This window comes from Deinococcus pimensis DSM 21231 (assembly GCF_000519345.1).
Taxonomy (GTDB): Bacteria; Deinococcota; Deinococci; order Deinococcales; family Deinococcaceae; genus Deinococcus_A; species Deinococcus_A pimensis.
Genome location: NZ_KI912673.1, coordinates 70,445 through 85,471 on the forward strand (window position 1 = coordinate 70,445; position 15,027 = coordinate 85,471).

General features: G+C 69.9%; 15 protein-coding genes and 1 pseudogene. 8 read left to right on the forward strand and 8 right to left on the reverse strand.

Annotated elements, in window-relative coordinates; genetic code table 11:
• The first annotated feature begins 18 nt into the window (after nt 1-18).
• From DEIPI_RS0122665 to DEIPI_RS36035, 4 genes are all read left to right on the forward strand, one after another.
• Nucleotides 19-315 (forward strand): ester cyclase, encoded by a 297-nt coding sequence (locus DEIPI_RS0122665; RefSeq protein ID WP_027483276.1) that lies wholly within the window; start codon nt 19-21, stop codon nt 313-315.
• Nucleotides 316-754: 439 nt separating this feature from the next.
• Nucleotides 755-1,216 (forward strand): MarR family winged helix-turn-helix transcriptional regulator, encoded by a 462-nt coding sequence (locus DEIPI_RS0122675; RefSeq protein ID WP_211238345.1) that lies wholly within the window; start codon nt 755-757, stop codon nt 1,214-1,216.
• A gap of 48 nt (nt 1,217-1,264) precedes the next feature.
• The gene (locus tag DEIPI_RS0122680; RefSeq protein ID WP_052351941.1) at nt 1,265-2,290 is read left to right on the forward strand and encodes a quinone oxidoreductase family protein; all 1,026 of its coding nucleotides are present in this window, start codon (nt 1,265-1,267) and stop codon (nt 2,288-2,290) included.
• Between the two features lie 260 nt (nt 2,291-2,550).
• Nucleotides 2,551-5,721, forward strand: coding sequence for a GAF domain-containing protein (locus DEIPI_RS36035; RefSeq protein ID WP_052351942.1), 3,171 nt, complete (start codon nt 2,551-2,553; stop codon nt 5,719-5,721).
• A gap of 170 nt (nt 5,722-5,891) precedes the next feature.
• Here DEIPI_RS36035 and DEIPI_RS0122690 read toward each other — a convergent pair whose 3' ends face one another.
• The 3 genes and pseudogenes from DEIPI_RS0122690 to DEIPI_RS42320 form a co-directional block, all read right to left on the reverse strand.
• Nucleotides 5,892-6,200, reverse strand: a complete 309-nt coding sequence (locus DEIPI_RS0122690; RefSeq protein WP_045234988.1) for a recombinase family protein — start codon at nt 6,198-6,200, stop codon at nt 5,892-5,894.
• A gap of 167 nt (nt 6,201-6,367) precedes the next feature.
• Nucleotides 6,368-6,742 (reverse strand): hypothetical protein, encoded by a 375-nt coding sequence (locus tag DEIPI_RS41670; protein WP_245588629.1) that lies wholly within the window; start codon nt 6,740-6,742, stop codon nt 6,368-6,370.
• 192 nt (nt 6,743-6,934) lie between these two features.
• Nucleotides 6,935-7,123, reverse strand: a pseudogene (locus DEIPI_RS42320) (cold shock domain-containing protein); the annotation flags it as partial.
• A 389-nt stretch (nt 7,124-7,512) separates the two neighbouring features.
• Here DEIPI_RS42320 and DEIPI_RS0122700 point away from each other — a divergent pair.
• Genes DEIPI_RS0122700 through DEIPI_RS0122710 form a run of 3 tightly spaced genes read left to right on the forward strand, consistent with a single transcriptional unit; the run spans nt 7,513 to nt 9,291 of the window.
• Entirely contained in the window at nt 7,513-7,953 is a 441-nt protein-coding gene (locus DEIPI_RS0122700) for a hypothetical protein (protein WP_027483282.1), read from the forward strand.
• Nucleotides 7,954-7,969: 16 nt separating this feature from the next.
• Nucleotides 7,970-9,070 (forward strand): acyl-ACP desaturase, encoded by a 1,101-nt coding sequence (locus DEIPI_RS0122705; protein WP_027483283.1) that lies wholly within the window; start codon nt 7,970-7,972, stop codon nt 9,068-9,070.
• Complete coding sequence (locus DEIPI_RS0122710) at nt 9,067-9,291, forward strand: hypothetical protein (RefSeq protein WP_027483284.1); 225 nt, start codon at nt 9,067-9,069, stop codon at nt 9,289-9,291. Before DEIPI_RS0122705 ends, DEIPI_RS0122710 begins: the two co-directional genes overlap by 4 nt.
• Nucleotides 9,292-9,556: 265 nt before the next feature.
• On the opposite strand, the gene DEIPI_RS33870 is transcribed toward DEIPI_RS0122710, so the two are convergent.
• Nucleotides 9,557-10,240, reverse strand: coding sequence for a helix-turn-helix domain-containing protein (locus DEIPI_RS33870; protein WP_045234989.1), 684 nt, complete (start codon nt 10,238-10,240; stop codon nt 9,557-9,559).
• Between the two features lie 30 nt (nt 10,241-10,270).
• On the opposite strand from DEIPI_RS33870, the gene DEIPI_RS0122720 reads away from it, so the two are divergent.
• On the forward strand, nt 10,271-10,687 hold the full coding sequence (locus tag DEIPI_RS0122720; RefSeq protein WP_027483285.1) for a hypothetical protein: 417 nt from the start codon (nt 10,271-10,273) through the stop codon (nt 10,685-10,687).
• Between the two features lie 370 nt (nt 10,688-11,057).
• Here DEIPI_RS0122720 and DEIPI_RS0122730 read toward each other — a convergent pair whose 3' ends face one another.
• The 4 genes from DEIPI_RS0122730 to DEIPI_RS33875 all read right to left on the reverse strand — a co-directional run.
• Nucleotides 11,058-11,891 (reverse strand): carbohydrate ABC transporter permease, encoded by an 834-nt coding sequence (locus DEIPI_RS0122730; protein ID WP_027483286.1) that lies wholly within the window; start codon nt 11,889-11,891, stop codon nt 11,058-11,060.
• A complete protein-coding gene (locus tag DEIPI_RS0122735; protein WP_245588630.1) occupies nt 11,888-12,796 on the reverse strand; it encodes a carbohydrate ABC transporter permease in 909 nt (302 codons plus the stop codon). Before DEIPI_RS0122735 ends, DEIPI_RS0122730 begins: the two co-directional genes overlap by 4 nt.
• A 52-nt stretch (nt 12,797-12,848) precedes the next feature.
• Entirely contained in the window at nt 12,849-14,132 is a 1,284-nt protein-coding gene (locus DEIPI_RS0122740) for an extracellular solute-binding protein (RefSeq protein WP_027483300.1), read from the reverse strand.
• Between the two features lie 139 nt (nt 14,133-14,271).
• A partial coding sequence (locus DEIPI_RS33875) for an FGGY-family carbohydrate kinase (protein ID WP_045234991.1) occupies nt 14,272-15,027 on the reverse strand: 756 nt, incomplete at its 5' end.

The following is a 15,027-nucleotide window of genomic DNA, read 5'->3' on the forward strand; positions in this document are numbered from 1 at the left end:
GCGGACAAGCACCCCGACGTGACCATCTTCGACGAGGTGATCCCCGGCGGGGGAACCGATCACCAGGAGACGCCCGGCACCGACATGCGTCAGCACGTCGTGCCCATGATGCGCCGCGCCTTCCCGGATCTGCACTTCGAGGTGGGGCCGTTCCGCACCCTCGCCCCGACCGGACGGAGGATCGGCATCCGCCACCTGCACTTCCTGCGCTCGCAGGACGGCAGGAACACCGACCTGTGGCACCTCATGGACACCGCGAGCCTGATGAGGCAGCTGACGGCTCCGGAACCCCAGGCGCAGCCCGTGAACCGCTGACCCGACCGACCGTCGAGCACGGTGCATGACGTACCGCAGTGAACCCGTCACGGCGTGGGTCGACCGTCCGTCGTGCCTGAGGCTGTCCGTGCCCGGTGTTGGCCTTGCTGACGTGCGGCCCGGTGCCCGACGGGTTCTCGTGGGGCGTCGCGAACTTCAGCGCGAGGTGCTCCTGCGTGACCTCGTGCACGGGCGCGTTCGCATGTCGGGTGCCGCGTACCGTCTCCACGAACGCCTGCCAGTGGTCACCGTTCGTCATGAACTTCGCGCGGTTCGCGCGCTTCGGCGCCCCGTGCTTCCCCGACTCGGGGTTCAGGCCGGGTCCGCTCGTGACGAGCTTGCCACCGCTGTCCTCCGCGAGGGGCAAGGCAGGAACGCGCGGGGCCGGTATTGTTCGGGCGTAATTGACGTCTCGCATTTAGGTTGATATCCTCTTATTGTGGCGGGCGAAGAACCGGTGACGAACGCGGAGATGGAGGCGGCCCTCGTCGGGTGCGCGGCCATCAACACGCGCATCGCCGCGCGCGCCCTCACACGCCTGTACGACGAGGCGCTCGCGCCGAGCGGCGTGCGGATCACGCAGTTCGCCGTCCTTGCTGCCGTCGCCTTCCAGGGGCCCTTCACCATGAAGGCCCTCGCCAGGGCCCTCGTCATGGACCGCACGACCCTCACCGCCGACCTGCGCCCGCTGGAAGCCCAGGGCTTCGTCACGGTCGTGCCCGGCGAGGACCGTCGCACCCGGGTCGTGACGATCACGCCGCGCGGGCGCGAGGCCATCCGCGACGCCGTGCCGCTGTGGTTGGGCGTGCAGGCGCGCATCGAGGCGGGCATCGGCACGGCGCGGCTCCATGCCTTGCTGAGCGACTTGCGGGAGGTGACCGCGCTGACCCAGGACGTTTGATTCCGCGACCATTAGGTTGATATCCACTCAAATTCAAGGAGGGACACCATGATTCCCGACCACATGCTCGCCGCCCGCGTCCACGTCCGGGGAGGCCCGGACTTCCACCTCGACCTCGTGCCGGTGCCCGAACCCGGTCCAGGTCAGCTTCTCGTGCGGGTCGAGTCCGCGTCCGTCAACTTCTCCGACGTCAAGCGCCGCCGCGGCGACCCCTACCCCTTCGACACCGCCTTCCCCTACGTCCCCGGTGGCGAGATCGCGGGCACGGTGGCCGCGCTCGGCCCCGGCGTGGACGGTCCGCCCGTGGGGACTCGCGTCTTCGCCTTCGCGGGACCCAACGGGTACGGCGGCTACGCCCAGTTCGCCGTCGCCTACGCGGCCGCCGCCGTGCCGATCCCCGACGCCCTCGACTTCGACGGGGCCGGTACCCTCATCGTCGCAGGCGCCACCGCGCGCATCATTCTCACGCTCACCGCTCGCGTGCAGCCCGGCGAGCACGTGCTGGTGCCCGCCGCGACCGGCGGCGTGGGCAGCTTCGCCGTGCAGATCGCGCGCGCGCTCGGCGCCCGCGTCATCGCGGCCGTCGGCCATCCGGACAAGACCGAGACGGCGCGCGCCCTCGGTGCTCACGACGTCGTGGTGTACACGGAGCCCGACTGGCCCGCGCGGGTGCGGACCCTCACGAACGGGCGAGGTGTGGACGTGGCCCTCGAAGCGTCCGGCGGAGACGTGCTGCGCCAGACCTTCTCGACCCTCGCGCCTTTCGGGCGGCTCGTCGTGTACGGCGCGGCAAGCGGTGTGTCCGCGTCCCTCGATCCCGCCACGATGGAGACGTGGCTGTACGCGCCCGGCGCCAACCAGTCCATCACCAGCTTCAACATCAACACGTGGTTCGTCGAACGGCCGCAGGACGCCGGACCGGCCCTGATGGCGCTCGTGGACGACGCCTCGACGGGACGGCTGCGGTTGCCCGACATCCGTACGCTGCCGCTGCGCGAAGCGCGAGAAGCTCACCTGGCGCTGGAGGCGCGCCGCACGATCGGCAAGATCGTGCTCAAACCCTGGCAGGAGTAGTCCATTGGAGGTCGGGATCCTCTGGGCGCATTCCTCGGAACCGTTGCCGGACATGGTGTTCGTCGAGGCCGGACACGTCCGGAACCGCCGTCGTCCGAATTTGCCCACAGGATCCCCTCCCTCTCGCACGCGCATCACGGGCACACCACGTTCAAGTCGATGGCGCGAACAAAGCTTCATTCGACGTTCATGCTTCCTGGTCGCCGCTCGTCCCGCCCCGGTACGGGCAGTAGGCTCGGAGCAGCCACGCCGGCCGACTCATGAACACGCCCTCACCTGCCAACCTGCCCGCGGCGCTCGACGAGCTGCTCGACCCCTTCTGCACCTTCGACGCGGACTGGCGCTACACCTACGCCAACACGCACGCCGCCGCCCTCGCGGGCCGACCCGCCGCCGACCTCATCGGAAGGGTCCTCTGGGACGTCTTCCCCGAAGCCGGACAAGGCCGCCTGCACGACGAGTACCTCCACGTCATGCGTGAACGCGAAGCCCGGCAGTTCGAACTGCACCTGCCCAGCCTCGGCCTCTGGGAGGAAGCCCGGATCTTCCCCTTCGCGGACGGCGTCGCCGCGCACTTCCGCGACATCACCACCCGAAAAACCAGCGAACTTCGACGTCGGCAGCTCCTCGACCTCACCCGCGCCCTCACCGTCGCGGGCAGCGAAACCGACGTCATGAACGCCGCGCTCGACGTCGCCCTGCCCGCCCTCGGCGCCTACGCCGGACTGCTGCTGCGCCCCAGCGACGACCACGCGGCCCTCGACCTCGTCCGCGCCGCCGGGTACGACGACCGCGTCAGAGGCTGGACGCGCGTGCCGCTCGACGTCTCGCTGCCCATCACCGACGCCGCACGCGCAGGCATCCCGGTCTACGTCACCGCGGAAGAACTCGACACCCAGTACCCCGCCGTGCGTGAGCACCGCGCCCACCAGACACGCGCGCTCGCCGCGCTGCCCCTGGTCGCCAACGACACCCGGCTGGGCGTCCTGGCGCTCTCCTTCGACCACCCGCGTATCTTCACGCCCGAGGAGCGCGACTTCGCAGGCGCGCTCGCCGCGCAGCTCGCGCAGGCCCTCGAACGGGCCCGGCTGCTCGACGCGGAACGCGCCGCCCGCCAGCGCAGCGACCGCCTTCAACGGGTCACGGCGGCCCTCGCGCAGACCGACACGCCCGCGGAGGTCGTGAACGCCCTGCTCGCTCACGCCCTGCACGCCGTGAGCGCCTACGCGGGCAGCCTCGTCCGCGTCGATCCCGGCAGGGGTCAACTCGTGCTGCTCGGTCAGCGCGGCTACGACGAGCGCTTCACCGCGCGGTGGCAGCGCTTCCCGCTCGACCTGCCCCTCCCGGTGACCGCGACCGCCCGCGACGGACAGGCCCGCTTCCTCACCCGCGCGGACATCACCCGGGACTACCCGGACTTCCCGGCGCTGTCCGGCCGTTCGCCCGGCGCGCTCGCCCTGCTGCCCCTCGCGGTTCGCGCGGAGCCGTTCGGCGTGCTGGTCCTCAGCTTTCAGGACGAGCACCCCTTCACCCCGGACGAGCAGGCGTTCCTGCTCACCCTCGCGGACCTCGCCGCGACCGCGCTGGAACGCACCCGCCTCGCGCAGGCCGAACGCGAGCACGCCCAGCAGCAGGCGTTCCTCGCGCACGCCGGGGAGCTGCTCGCGTCCTCCCTGGACCTCGAGGGGACCCTCGCGAGCATCACCACGCTCGCCGTACCGCACGTCGGGGACTGGTGCGGCGTGTACCTGCCGGACGGCGAGTTCCTGCGCGCCGTCGCGGTGTCGCACGTGGACCCCGCGAAGACGGAGCTGCTCCGCGACTACCTCTCGGCGGTGCCGTTACGGCTCGACGCGCCGGGCGGCGGCCCTGAAGTCTTCCGGACCGGAGCGCCCCTGGTGCTCCCCACCATCTCGGACGCGATGATCGACGCGCTCGGCCGCGACGAAGAGCAGGCCGAGGTGATCCGCACGCTGGGCCTGCGCTCCTACCTGGGCGTGCCGATGGTCGCGCACGGCCGCACCGTCGGGGTGCTCGCCTTCGCGGTCGCGGAGTCCGACCGGTCGTTCGGCCCCGAGGACGTGACGTTCGCGCTGGATCTCGCGCGGCGCGCCGCCCTCGCCCTCGACCACGCCCGACTCTTCCAGGAGGCGCAGTCATGGGGAGAAGCGCTCGAAGGCAAGGTCGAGGACCGCACCCGGGAGCTCGCCACGCGCAACCGCACCCTGGAAGCCTTCGCGCACCTCACCCGGGACCTCGCGACCGAGACGGACCGGATGGCGCTCCTGCGCCGCGCGCAGGAGGTGCTGCTGAGCCTGCTGCCCGACGGTGTCGCCGGGTACTTCGAGCTGGACGGGGATCGCTGGCGCGCGCGGGTGTTGACGGGCGAACTGCCCGACCCGGGGTTCGTGTCGGCCCTCCATCAGGGGCTCGAACGTGGCCGCACGCGATCGTTCGACTCGGCCTTCGACACGGGAACACCGCAGTTCATCGACGTCTTCGAACCGAACGCGCAGCACGTGCCCGAGGAGGCGCTCGCGAGACTGCGGTCCGTGGCGGCGCTCCCCATCGGCGGTGGGGACACCCCGCCGGGCGTGCTGGTCGTGGCGCTCTACCAGCAGCACGGCTGGACCCCGGCGGATCGGGTGATGCTCGAGACGGCGCTGGGCCAGGTGCGGCTCGCGCTGTCCCGCGCGGACGCCGTCCGGACCATCGCGCGACGCACGGCCGAGCTGGAGGAACTCAACCAGGAACTCGAGGGGTACTCGTACACCATCTCGCACGACCTGCGCGCGCCCGCGCGTCACATCACGACGTTCGCGGCGCTGCTGCGGCGCGCACTGGGCGACGACCTGCCCGAGCGCGCGAGTCGCCCGCTGGGCATGATCGAGACGTCGGCGACGCGGATGACGGTGCTGATCGAGGCGTTGCTGGGGTTCGCGCAGACGTCGAGACGTCCGCTGACCGTGACGGACGTGGACATGGGCACGCTCGTGGAGGGCGCGATCGACGACCTGCACCTCGACGTGACCGGGCAGGAAGTGCGGTGGGACGTGGATCTCGCGCGTCTCCCGGTCGTGCGGGGGGACGCGGTGCTGCTGCGGCAGGTGCTGGTGAACCTGCTGGGGAACGCCGTGAAGTACAGCGCCACCCGGGCGGAACCGACGGTGCGCGTCACGTGCGAGGAGACACCCGACGAGGTGGTGCTGCACATCACCGACAACGGCGTCGGGTTCGATCCGCGCTTCGCGGACAGGTTGTTCGGCGTGTTTCAGCGCCTGCATCGCGCGGACGAGTTCGAGGGCACCGGGATCGGCCTCGCGACGGTGCGGCGCATCGTGGGGCGGCATGGCGGTCGGGTGTGGGCCGAGAGCCGGCTGGGGGAGGGCGCGACGTTCTCCGTGGCGCTCCCGGTGGGGTCGACCACCTGACGGGTGGTCGGACGCTCGGTTCAGCCGAGCCACGGGCGCGTCACGGCGGAGAGCGTCGTCCCTGACCTGCCCGGAGGGCCAGGGGTCGCTCGCGGAGCGAAGAAGGAGGTCGGGGGAGCCCCGCACGGCATGCCCGGGGGACCGCTCGAACGCGGGCGTGCCCGGAGCCGTTACCCGGCGGTCTCCTCGTTCCCCTCGTGCACGGGCAGGACACGGACGGAGGCGCCCCTGTCCTGAATACGCCGCAGGAGGATCGCCATCTGGGACGGTTGGTCCTCACTCAACCGCGTCGGGTCCACCAGCGTGACCTCGTCGCCGGGTTCCAGTCCGAGAATCATGCGGTGCATCACGGGACGTTGCAGGTGCTCGCCTCCACTCAACTCTAGGAACAACGCCTCGCAGCCACTTTCGATCAACCTGCGGGTCTGCTCCATGGGCACTTCGGCAGGACCGTTGGTGCGGACGTATCCGATCTTCATCCCTCACTGTGGACCGCGCGTCCCGGCGTGAAGGTGACCCTTGGCGCCTTGTCCTCCCCTCGGGGCCTCGGACCGACCACAGGCCGTGACGCGTCCAGAAGTGAATCGACGGACGCCCACCCCACCGGCGCCCATGCTGACCCACATGATCACCTTCCATCCCGAGCTCAGGTGTCGAGCTTCGGGTACATGGCCCGGACGCGAGCCAGGATCAGCTGCTGTTCCGCATGACCTTCGGCGTCCACGATGCTGGCCTTGAGGGTCGTGGAGACCCGGTCGACGGGGCGCCCTTTGCTGAAGTGACGGGTGCGCGTCTCCCGACCGGCGGTGGTTTCGGTGCAGAACACCTCCAGTTCCACCTGCACCGTGCCGTCGGCCGTGCAGAGGGGACCCCGGTACGTGAGGGAACGCCTGCCCGCGAGGAACTCCCGTTGTTCGTGCGTGAGCACCTCGACCGCGAGGTGGCCGCTGAGGGTGCTGCCTTTGCGCTTGAGGGTTCCTTTGACGGGGTGACCGCCGAGGGTCGCCTTGGTGGAGCTCATGGCCTGACCGCCGCGGGACTGCCGCCCTGTGGGGGGTTCATGCCTGAGTATGCACGTGCGCTGGCGGCAGGATTGGTCAGGGCGTGCAATCACCACGCGGGAGGCGCGCGGAGGTTCCTTCGTGAGGGATTCGTGATGGGGGACCGCACCGCGCACCTCCCGGCGGAGGTGGCCGGACCCCTCCCGAACGAACGCCACGTCGAAATCCTCGTCGAGCTTCCCGAAGCCCGTGCCGGAGACGGCGCCGAGGTGCGCGAACACGTCGGGACTCCCCGCCGTCCGCACGAAACCGAGACCTGTTTCCGCGTCGACCCACCTCACAGGACCAACGACCATACTCGACTCCTTGCCTTCCAGATACGACAAGGCGCGCAAAGTCATTCACCTCGCGCGCCTCGTCATCCGATGCGTACCCAAGATGACTCGATCAGTCCGATTCATTTCGTTGAACGGCTCCGGTCCGACTTGCGAATGGAGTCCTGCAAGGCTCTGTGTCACGCCGAGCGGATCGGTCCGCGACCAGCCACGGCCGTCACCGCCGCAGAACATTTGCCGATCCTGACGAGGCGTATGCTGAGGGCAACTTCCGCCTCGCGGAATTCGACTGTCGGTCACCGTGACCGACGCCCACGCTGCCCCAGGGCCGTCCCTTCCAGCGGGACCTCTCGGGCGGACGGACCTCCCGACAGGGACGCACCGCATCACCCCGCGCGTCATGACCGGCCGGCACACGCACCCACGTGACCTCCGCGACGCGCACAAAGGACCACATGACGATCACCGTCTGGGACCGCCAGGAATGGCGCGAGGCCCGCGACACCATCGCGGGCCTCCTCACCGACGACCGCACCTCCGAACTCGACCTCTTCCAGGCCGCGCGGCTCACGCCCCGCCTGTTCGAACGCGTCATGCTCGACCTCCTCCACGAGGGACGGGCGCAGCGTTACGCGAGCACGCCGGGCGGCGTCAGCTACGCCCGGCCCCGCCAGGCAGGAAGAGGCGGCGCGCCGAAGGCGACCAGGCTCTGCCGTGACGAGCTCGCCGTGCACGCCTTCCTCGAGGTTGCGCCCAACACCGCCCGCAAGATCGCCGACACGCTCGGCATGCGCCTCACGGAAGTGCACCGCGTCCTCGACCAGCTCGCGCGTCTCGACCTCGTCACCTTCCGGTACGTCGGTCAGCTCAACATCTACCGCGCGACGTGGGCATGACCACCCGGAGGTTCCCATGACCAGCCTGACGCCTCCCTCCATCCTGGCGAGCGTGCCGCGGACTCCGCCCGGACTGCTCTCGAACGCCGAGAAGGACCGCCTCATCGAACGCGCCTTCCTCGGGCTGTACCGCTGGTACACCGCCCGCAGCCAGGAGACGCGCAACTGGAACGCCGACAAGAGCTTCGACTGGCGCGCCCTGCGCCCCGACATGCCCAAAGAGGTCGTCACGGTCGTGCAGGGCTTCTTCGCCGTCGAGCAGTACGCGCCCGACTACACCAGCGAACTGGTCAACCTGGTGCGCCGCAGCCACGGACGCAGCCACTTCCAGCTCCGCTGGGGCAGCGAGGAGGAGAAGCACGCCGACGCCTGGGAGAACGCGGTGCTGTTCAGCCGTCAACGCAGCCCCGAGTTCATCGCCGAGTACAAGGAGCGGCTGCGCAGCCTGGCGTGGAGCCTGCCCTTCCCGGACGCCATCACCAACCTGGTGTACACGGTGTTCCAGGAACGCGCGACGCAGCTCAACTACCTCAACCTGATGAACATCGCGCGCGGCAAAAGCACCAAGCCGCACCTGGCGGGGTTCGAGGATCCGGTGCTGGCCAAGGTGGCGCAGACGATCGCGGTGGACGAGGCGGCGCACTACAACTTCTTCCTGGAAGGGGTGCGGCTGTACCTGTACTACTACCCGCGGCAGACGCTGGAAGCGATCCGGCACGTGATCAGCACGTTCAGCATGCCGGCGAGTCAGCTGGTGCCGGACTGGGAGGAGTTCTTCGAGACGGTGTACCGGGCGGGGATCTACGGGCCGCGTGACTTCACGCGGGACGTGGTGCAGGTGGTGTTCCGGAACCTGGGGATCGAGGGGCGCAAGCAGCTGGAGGCGGGGATCAAGGCGACGCGGGAGGTGCCGGACTTCGAGAACGAGGGTCGGGTGCAGACGGCGATCTGGGAGACCTTCGACTACGGGCTGGTGGAGGGGGACGTGAAGCGGCTGCACGTGAAGATCGAGGAGTACGAGCGGGAGGTGGGCTTCGCGGACCTCGACCCGACCGAGTTCGTCCAGAACCCCGAGGTGCCGCGCGGTGCCCTCGGAGAGTCGCAGGAGGACAAATGAGCAAGCCTGAACATGACCCGACGTCCGACCTGCGTGTCCTGCTGCTTTCCCTGGAACGCTACCACGCGGAGGAGCACGCTCAGGCGCAACGCGAGTCGGACGAGCGGCGCCGCGCGTGGCACGACGGGCGAGCTTCCGCGTACGCGGACGTCGCCGAGCGACTGATCGCGGTGCTGAACGAAGCCGAGACACGCACCGCACCCGAGAACCCCAACAACTGAGCGTTCGCACGTCCCTGAAGGGCTCGTCATCATCGGCTCGATCCCCGGGGCCTCCTGGGACACGCCGGGTGGCCTCACCCGGTGTCACTTCCGAGCAGGCGGGTGACGCCGCCTGCACAGGCACCCGACCGGACGTCCACATGCCGTACCACGCCGCCACGTCATCACCTCCGACGGGGTGCCCACCGTGGAGCGCGGACCGCACGTCACACGGCGTCCGGTGGTGCCTCCCGCGCGTGAGCGGCAGGAACGCCGGCCCTGCCGCTCACGCGTCGCGGCGCGGCTTCGCGTGCTCCAGCCCGTTCAGGTCCGTGGTGTCCGCGAGGAAGATGCCCAGCAGGTACGTCCCGTCGCCCGAGCGGCGCGCGAACCGCTCGTGCAGCGCACGCAACTCCCCCTGAAGTTCACGCGCGTCCCCGGCGCCGAGGTGCAGCAGGTGCCAGCCGCTCACCATCACCGGCGCCGCGTCCCCCAGGTCCGCCCAGCGCACTCCGTCCTCCCGCACGATGCGCAGGCTCACGTCCCCGCCGGACGTGCGGGCGGTGACGAATCCCCAGCCTGCCTGATCGAACGGCGCCTCCCGGAAGGTCCGTCCGATCGCCGTTTCGAACAGGTCGAGGTGCCGCGCGCGGTTGTGCCGCCCGACCGTCTCGGGCGGCACGAGCGAGAACGGCACGAAGAACGTCTCGGCCACCGCGCGGTAACGCCGGATCGCCCGGCCCGCGCGCGGCCGGGTGTCCTGCACGGTCAGCAGGCCCGCGCGTTCGAGCCGTCGTACGCGCTTGTACAGCCACTCGGTGGTGACGTCCAGCGCGCGCGCGGCGTCGGCGACGCCGCGCGCTTCGGGGGTGAACACGTGCAGCAGCCGCAGCTGCGCGCGGTCCATCAGCAGTTCGGCCTGCAGGGCGCGCTCGACGCGGAACGGTCTACTTCCAGGGTGATCTTGCACGGCAAGTTGAGGATACGTCAGCGTGACCTCATGAATCAGGATGTGGTCGGGCGTGCGTTGTTCTCCGTGACGGGCGTGGTGCTCCTCGCCTCGGGATTGCCGCTGCTGTTCGCGGCGGACGTGGTGGCCGCGTGGCTGAACCTGCCGGGTGCGGCGGGGGAGCTGGCGGTGCAGCTGATCGCGAGCGGGCTGCTGGGGCTCGGCGCGGTCAACTTCTGGTCGCGAGGGCAGTTCGTCGGTGGCATCTACGGGCGACCGTTGGGGCTGGGGAACCTGCTGTGCTTCCTGTCCGCGTGGGCGTCGCTGGGCCGCGCGGTCGGCGCGGGCGTGCTGCCTCCCTCGATGTGGGTGGCGGTCGTGCTGTCGGCGGTGCTGACGCTGGCGTTCGCGTGGCGGCTGTTCTTCTGGCGGCCGGACGGTCGGGTGGGACGGGTGTCGGGCACCTGAGTCGGAGGGGAGGTCCGCTCCGACTCACCCGGAATCGAGCACGCCGGATGGGTGAGTCGGGGCCGCCTGTGAGCACGCCTCGCGTAGTGCAGATCGCGTGTGACGCGCCCTGCTGGAGCGGCCCGGGCGATGCAGGTGGAGCTGGCGGCGCTGATCGAGAAGTACCGCGCGCGGCAGGGACCGCACGCGGTTCAGGTGGTGGTCGGTGTGGCGTGTGGCGAGGACGGTCCGCCTCCGAGCTGAGCCGACGTGAACGTGCGGGCAGGAGCGGCAGGGCCGGGTGTCTGCGTTCGCGTGCGGGGCGCTGAGCGGCTGGGGTGGTTTCTCGCCCGCGAGGGACGCCCTGCCGGGCGAGCGCAGCGGCTGGTCGTCACCCCTTGAGGCCCGTCGCGGTGAGGAATCCCTCGGTGACGCGCCGCTGGAAGATCAGGTACGCGAGCATGACGGGCAGCCCGCCGAGCACGGCGGCGGCCATGGTGCGGGCGAAGCGCAGACCGTAGGCGTCCTGCACCTGCGTCAGGCCGAGCGGGATGGTCATCATGTCGGGGGAGGTGGTGATGATGAACGGCCACAGGAAGTTGTTCCACGCGGCGATGAAGGTGATGATCCCGATGGCCCACAGGACGTTGGCGCTCAGCGGCACGAACACCCGCCAGAGGATGCGCCACTCGCCCGCCCCGTCGACGACGGCGGCCTCGTGCAGTTCGCGGGGAACCTGATCGAAGAAGCCCTTGAAGACGTACACGGCGATGGGGGAGACGATCTGCGGGAGGATGATGCCGGCGTAGGTGTTGACGGTGCCGAGGTCGTTCATGAGGCGGAACATGGGGATGAGGAGCGCCTCGAAGGGAATCATGAGGCCCGCGAGGAACACCCACAGCAGCACGTTCTTCCCGCGGAACTGCAGCTGCGAGAAGGCGTACGCGGAGAGCGCCGCGAGCGCGATGGTGATCACGGTGATCGCGAGGGAGGTGACGGCGCTGTTGAGGTACCAGCGGGTGAGGTTGCCCTGCGCGATGACGCCTTCGAAGGCGCTCAGGGTGGCGGGCGAGGGCAGCCAGCGCAGCGGTTGCGCGACCGCCTGCTCCTCGCTGCGCAGGGCGGTGCTGACCGCCCACAGCAGGGGGAACGCCCAGACGAAGCTCAGCGCGAGGGTCGCGGCGGTCCCGAGACCGCCGAGGAATCGGCTGCGGGAGGCGTTCATGCGCGCCTCGACAGCAGCGCGGCCTGCAGGAGCGAGACGAGCAGGATGACGACGAAGAACGCCACGGCGATGGCGGAGGCGTACCCGGCGTCGAGGTTCTGGAAGGCGGTGTCGTACATGTACTCCAGCACCACGCGGGTCGAGTTGAACGGACCTCCGGCGGTGAGGATGTACACCTGCGCGAAGATCTTGAGCGAGGAGATGAGCTGCAGGGTGAGCAGGAGCGTCGTGACGGGCCACAGCAGCGGCCACGTGATGAAGCGGAACAGCCCGAGTCCCTGAGCGCCGTCGAGGGAGGCGGCCTCGTACACCTCCTTGGGGATGTTCTGGAGACCGGCGAGGAAGAGCAGCATGTTGAAGCCCACCGTCCACCAGATCGTCACGACGGCGACGGTCGGCATGGCGGTGCTGACGGTGTTGAACCACGCGACGTCACTGCCGGTGAGGGCGTGCACGATGCCGAAGCTGCTGTTGAGAATCCACTGCCACAGCAGCGTCACGACGCTGACGGGCAGCACGTACGGCAGGAAGAACAGCGCCTGCACGAAGTTCCGCGCGAGGATCAGGCGGTTCACGGCGATCGCGACGAGCAGGCCGAGCGCGGTGACGGGGATGACGGTGAGGAGCGCGAAGTACCCGGTGTTCTTGAGCGACGACCAGAAGTCCGGGTCCTGCACGAGCCGGACGTAGTTGCTGGGGCCGATGTAGCGGCCCGTCTCGGTGAGGGAACTGTCCGTGACGCTGAACTGCGCGGCGCGCAGCACGGGAAAGATGAAGAACAGCAGGTACGCGAGCAGGAACGGCGCGAGCATCAGCGCCGCCGTCAGCGCCGCCGATCGGCGCGCGCGACCGCGACGGGTGACGCGCGCGCTCATCGGGCCCGCGTTGGACACGGTGTCTCTCACACGAACCTCCGGTCGGGTGGACCCCCACCCTTCGTGGGGGTCCGTCGGGCGTTCAGGGTTTGGGCGTTCCGGCCATCAGACGGTTCGCTTCGCTCTCGAACATGCTGATGGCCTTGTTGACGCTGAGCTGCCCCTGGATCGCTGCGGGGAAGTACTTCGCGGAGACCGCCTCCAGCGGGCCGGCCGCGCCGGAGTACCAGCCGGCGGGGTCGTACGCGACGTTCGCGGCGGCGGTCTTGGCGTAGTCGCTGTTGGGTTTGAGCGCCGTGTACTGCGCGGAGTTCACGACCGGCTGGTAAGCGGGAATGTGTCCGCCCGCGGCCCACGTCAGGCTGTTCTTCTGCACGTACGAGACGAAGTCGAGGACGCCCGCGAGGTGGTCCTTGCTGATGGGTTTGCGGGCGTTGTTGGGGATGGCGAAGCCGTGCGAGTCACCCCAGGTGGCCTGGGTGCCGTAGAACTTCGGGAGGGGCGCGACGCCGTACTTGAAGTTGACGGTCTTGTTCTTCGCGCCGTCGACCATGGTGGGTACCTCCCACACGCCGTTGAGCATGAACGCGGCCTTGCCGGTGGTGAACTGCGCGACGGAGGTGGGGTAGTCGGGGTTCTTGAGCATGTACCCGTTCTTCTGCCAGTCCGCCATGAGCTGCAGGGCCTTCCTGCCCATCTCGCCGGAGACGATCTTGTTGTTCTCGACGATCTTGCCGCCCTGCTGGTCGATCATGGCGAGCCACAGTCGCCACGGCATGTACGCGGGCGAGCCGTTCTCGAAGGCGAGTCCGGCCATGCCGGTCTTGTCCTTGACGGCCTTGAGCGCGGCCGTGAAGGCGTCGATGCTGGTGATGGGCTTGAGGTTGCCGCTGGCGTCGAGCAGGCCCGCCTTGCCCGCGAGGTCCTTGTTGTAGTACATGACCATGGGGTGCGTGTCGAGCGGGACGGCGTAGGTCTTGCCCTGGTAGTTCGCGGCGTTCCAGAGTTTGGGGAAGAAGTCGGCCTGCTTGAGTCCCACGCTGGCGAGTTCGGCGCCCGTGATGGGCCGCAGGAGGTTGGCGGGCGCCCAGCCGCTAATGCGCGACAGGTGGAAGCTGATGAGGTCCGGCGCCTGCCCGACGCTGGTGGACGTGCGGACCTTGGTGTAGAACGGCACGCCCCACTGCAGCACGGTCTGCTCGATGCGGTACTTGTCCTGGCTGCCGTTGTACCCGTCGATGAGCTGCTTCATGCGGGCGCCGTCACCGCCGCCGAGGAAGTTCCAGAAGGTGATCTTGGTGGGGGCGGCGCTCGCGGCGCCGAGGGTGAGGGCCGCCATCGCGATCAGGGTCTTCGTGTGCGTCATGCTGACCTCCAGGGGTGAACGTTGAGGGCGGGTGGTGGGGACGCGGCGCTTGCTGGTCTCCCGGGTGGCGAGGGCGTCGCGGGTGCGGGAGTGAGGGGGGCGAGGGGAGGGGCGCGTGGGGTCGCGTGGGAGGAGACGCTCATGAGGCGCCGGGGGTGGGTGCGGGTGAGGCCGGTGAGGCGGCCGTGCGGAATCGGCCGTGAAGGGCGTGGTAGGCGTCGGCGAAGCGGGCGGCGACGTCCGCGAGGTCGAGCGGGCGCGGCTCGACGAGTCCGTTCGGGGCGTGGTCTTCGGCGGGCGCGAGGTCCGGCATGGCGAGCATCGCGGCGCCGCGTGCGGAGGCGCTGGGCACGTCGTGGATTTCCAGGGGACGTTCGAGCACGTCGGCGAGGAGTTGCCGCCACCAGGGGTGGACGCTGCCGCCGCCCGCGAGGCGGACGGGGCCTTCGTGGTGCGGCATGACGCGCAGGGCCTCGCGGATGCTGAGGGCGACGCCCTCGAACGCGGCGCGTGCGAGGTGGGCGCGGTCGTGCTGGAGCGTCGCGCCGATCCAGCCGCCGCGGGCGTGCGGGTCGAGGTGGGGGGTGCGGTCACCGGTGAGGTACGGGAGGAACACGAGGTTCGCGCTGCCGGGCGGGGCGTGGTCGGCGAGGGCGTAGAATTCGTCCCAGGTGCAGCCGAGCATGCGTCTGGCCCATTCGAGGGCGAGTCCGGCGTTCTGGACGGCGCCCAGCGTGTAGGAGCCCGTGGGTTCGGCGGTGCGGAAGAGGTGCAGCGCGGGCCGGGCGCTTTCGAGGTGGCGGTGCCGGACGACGAGCTGGGCGCCGGTGCCGACGGTGAGCTGGAGGCGGCGTGGGGGAAGTCGGGTGCCGAGCAGCGCGGCGGCGGTGTCGGC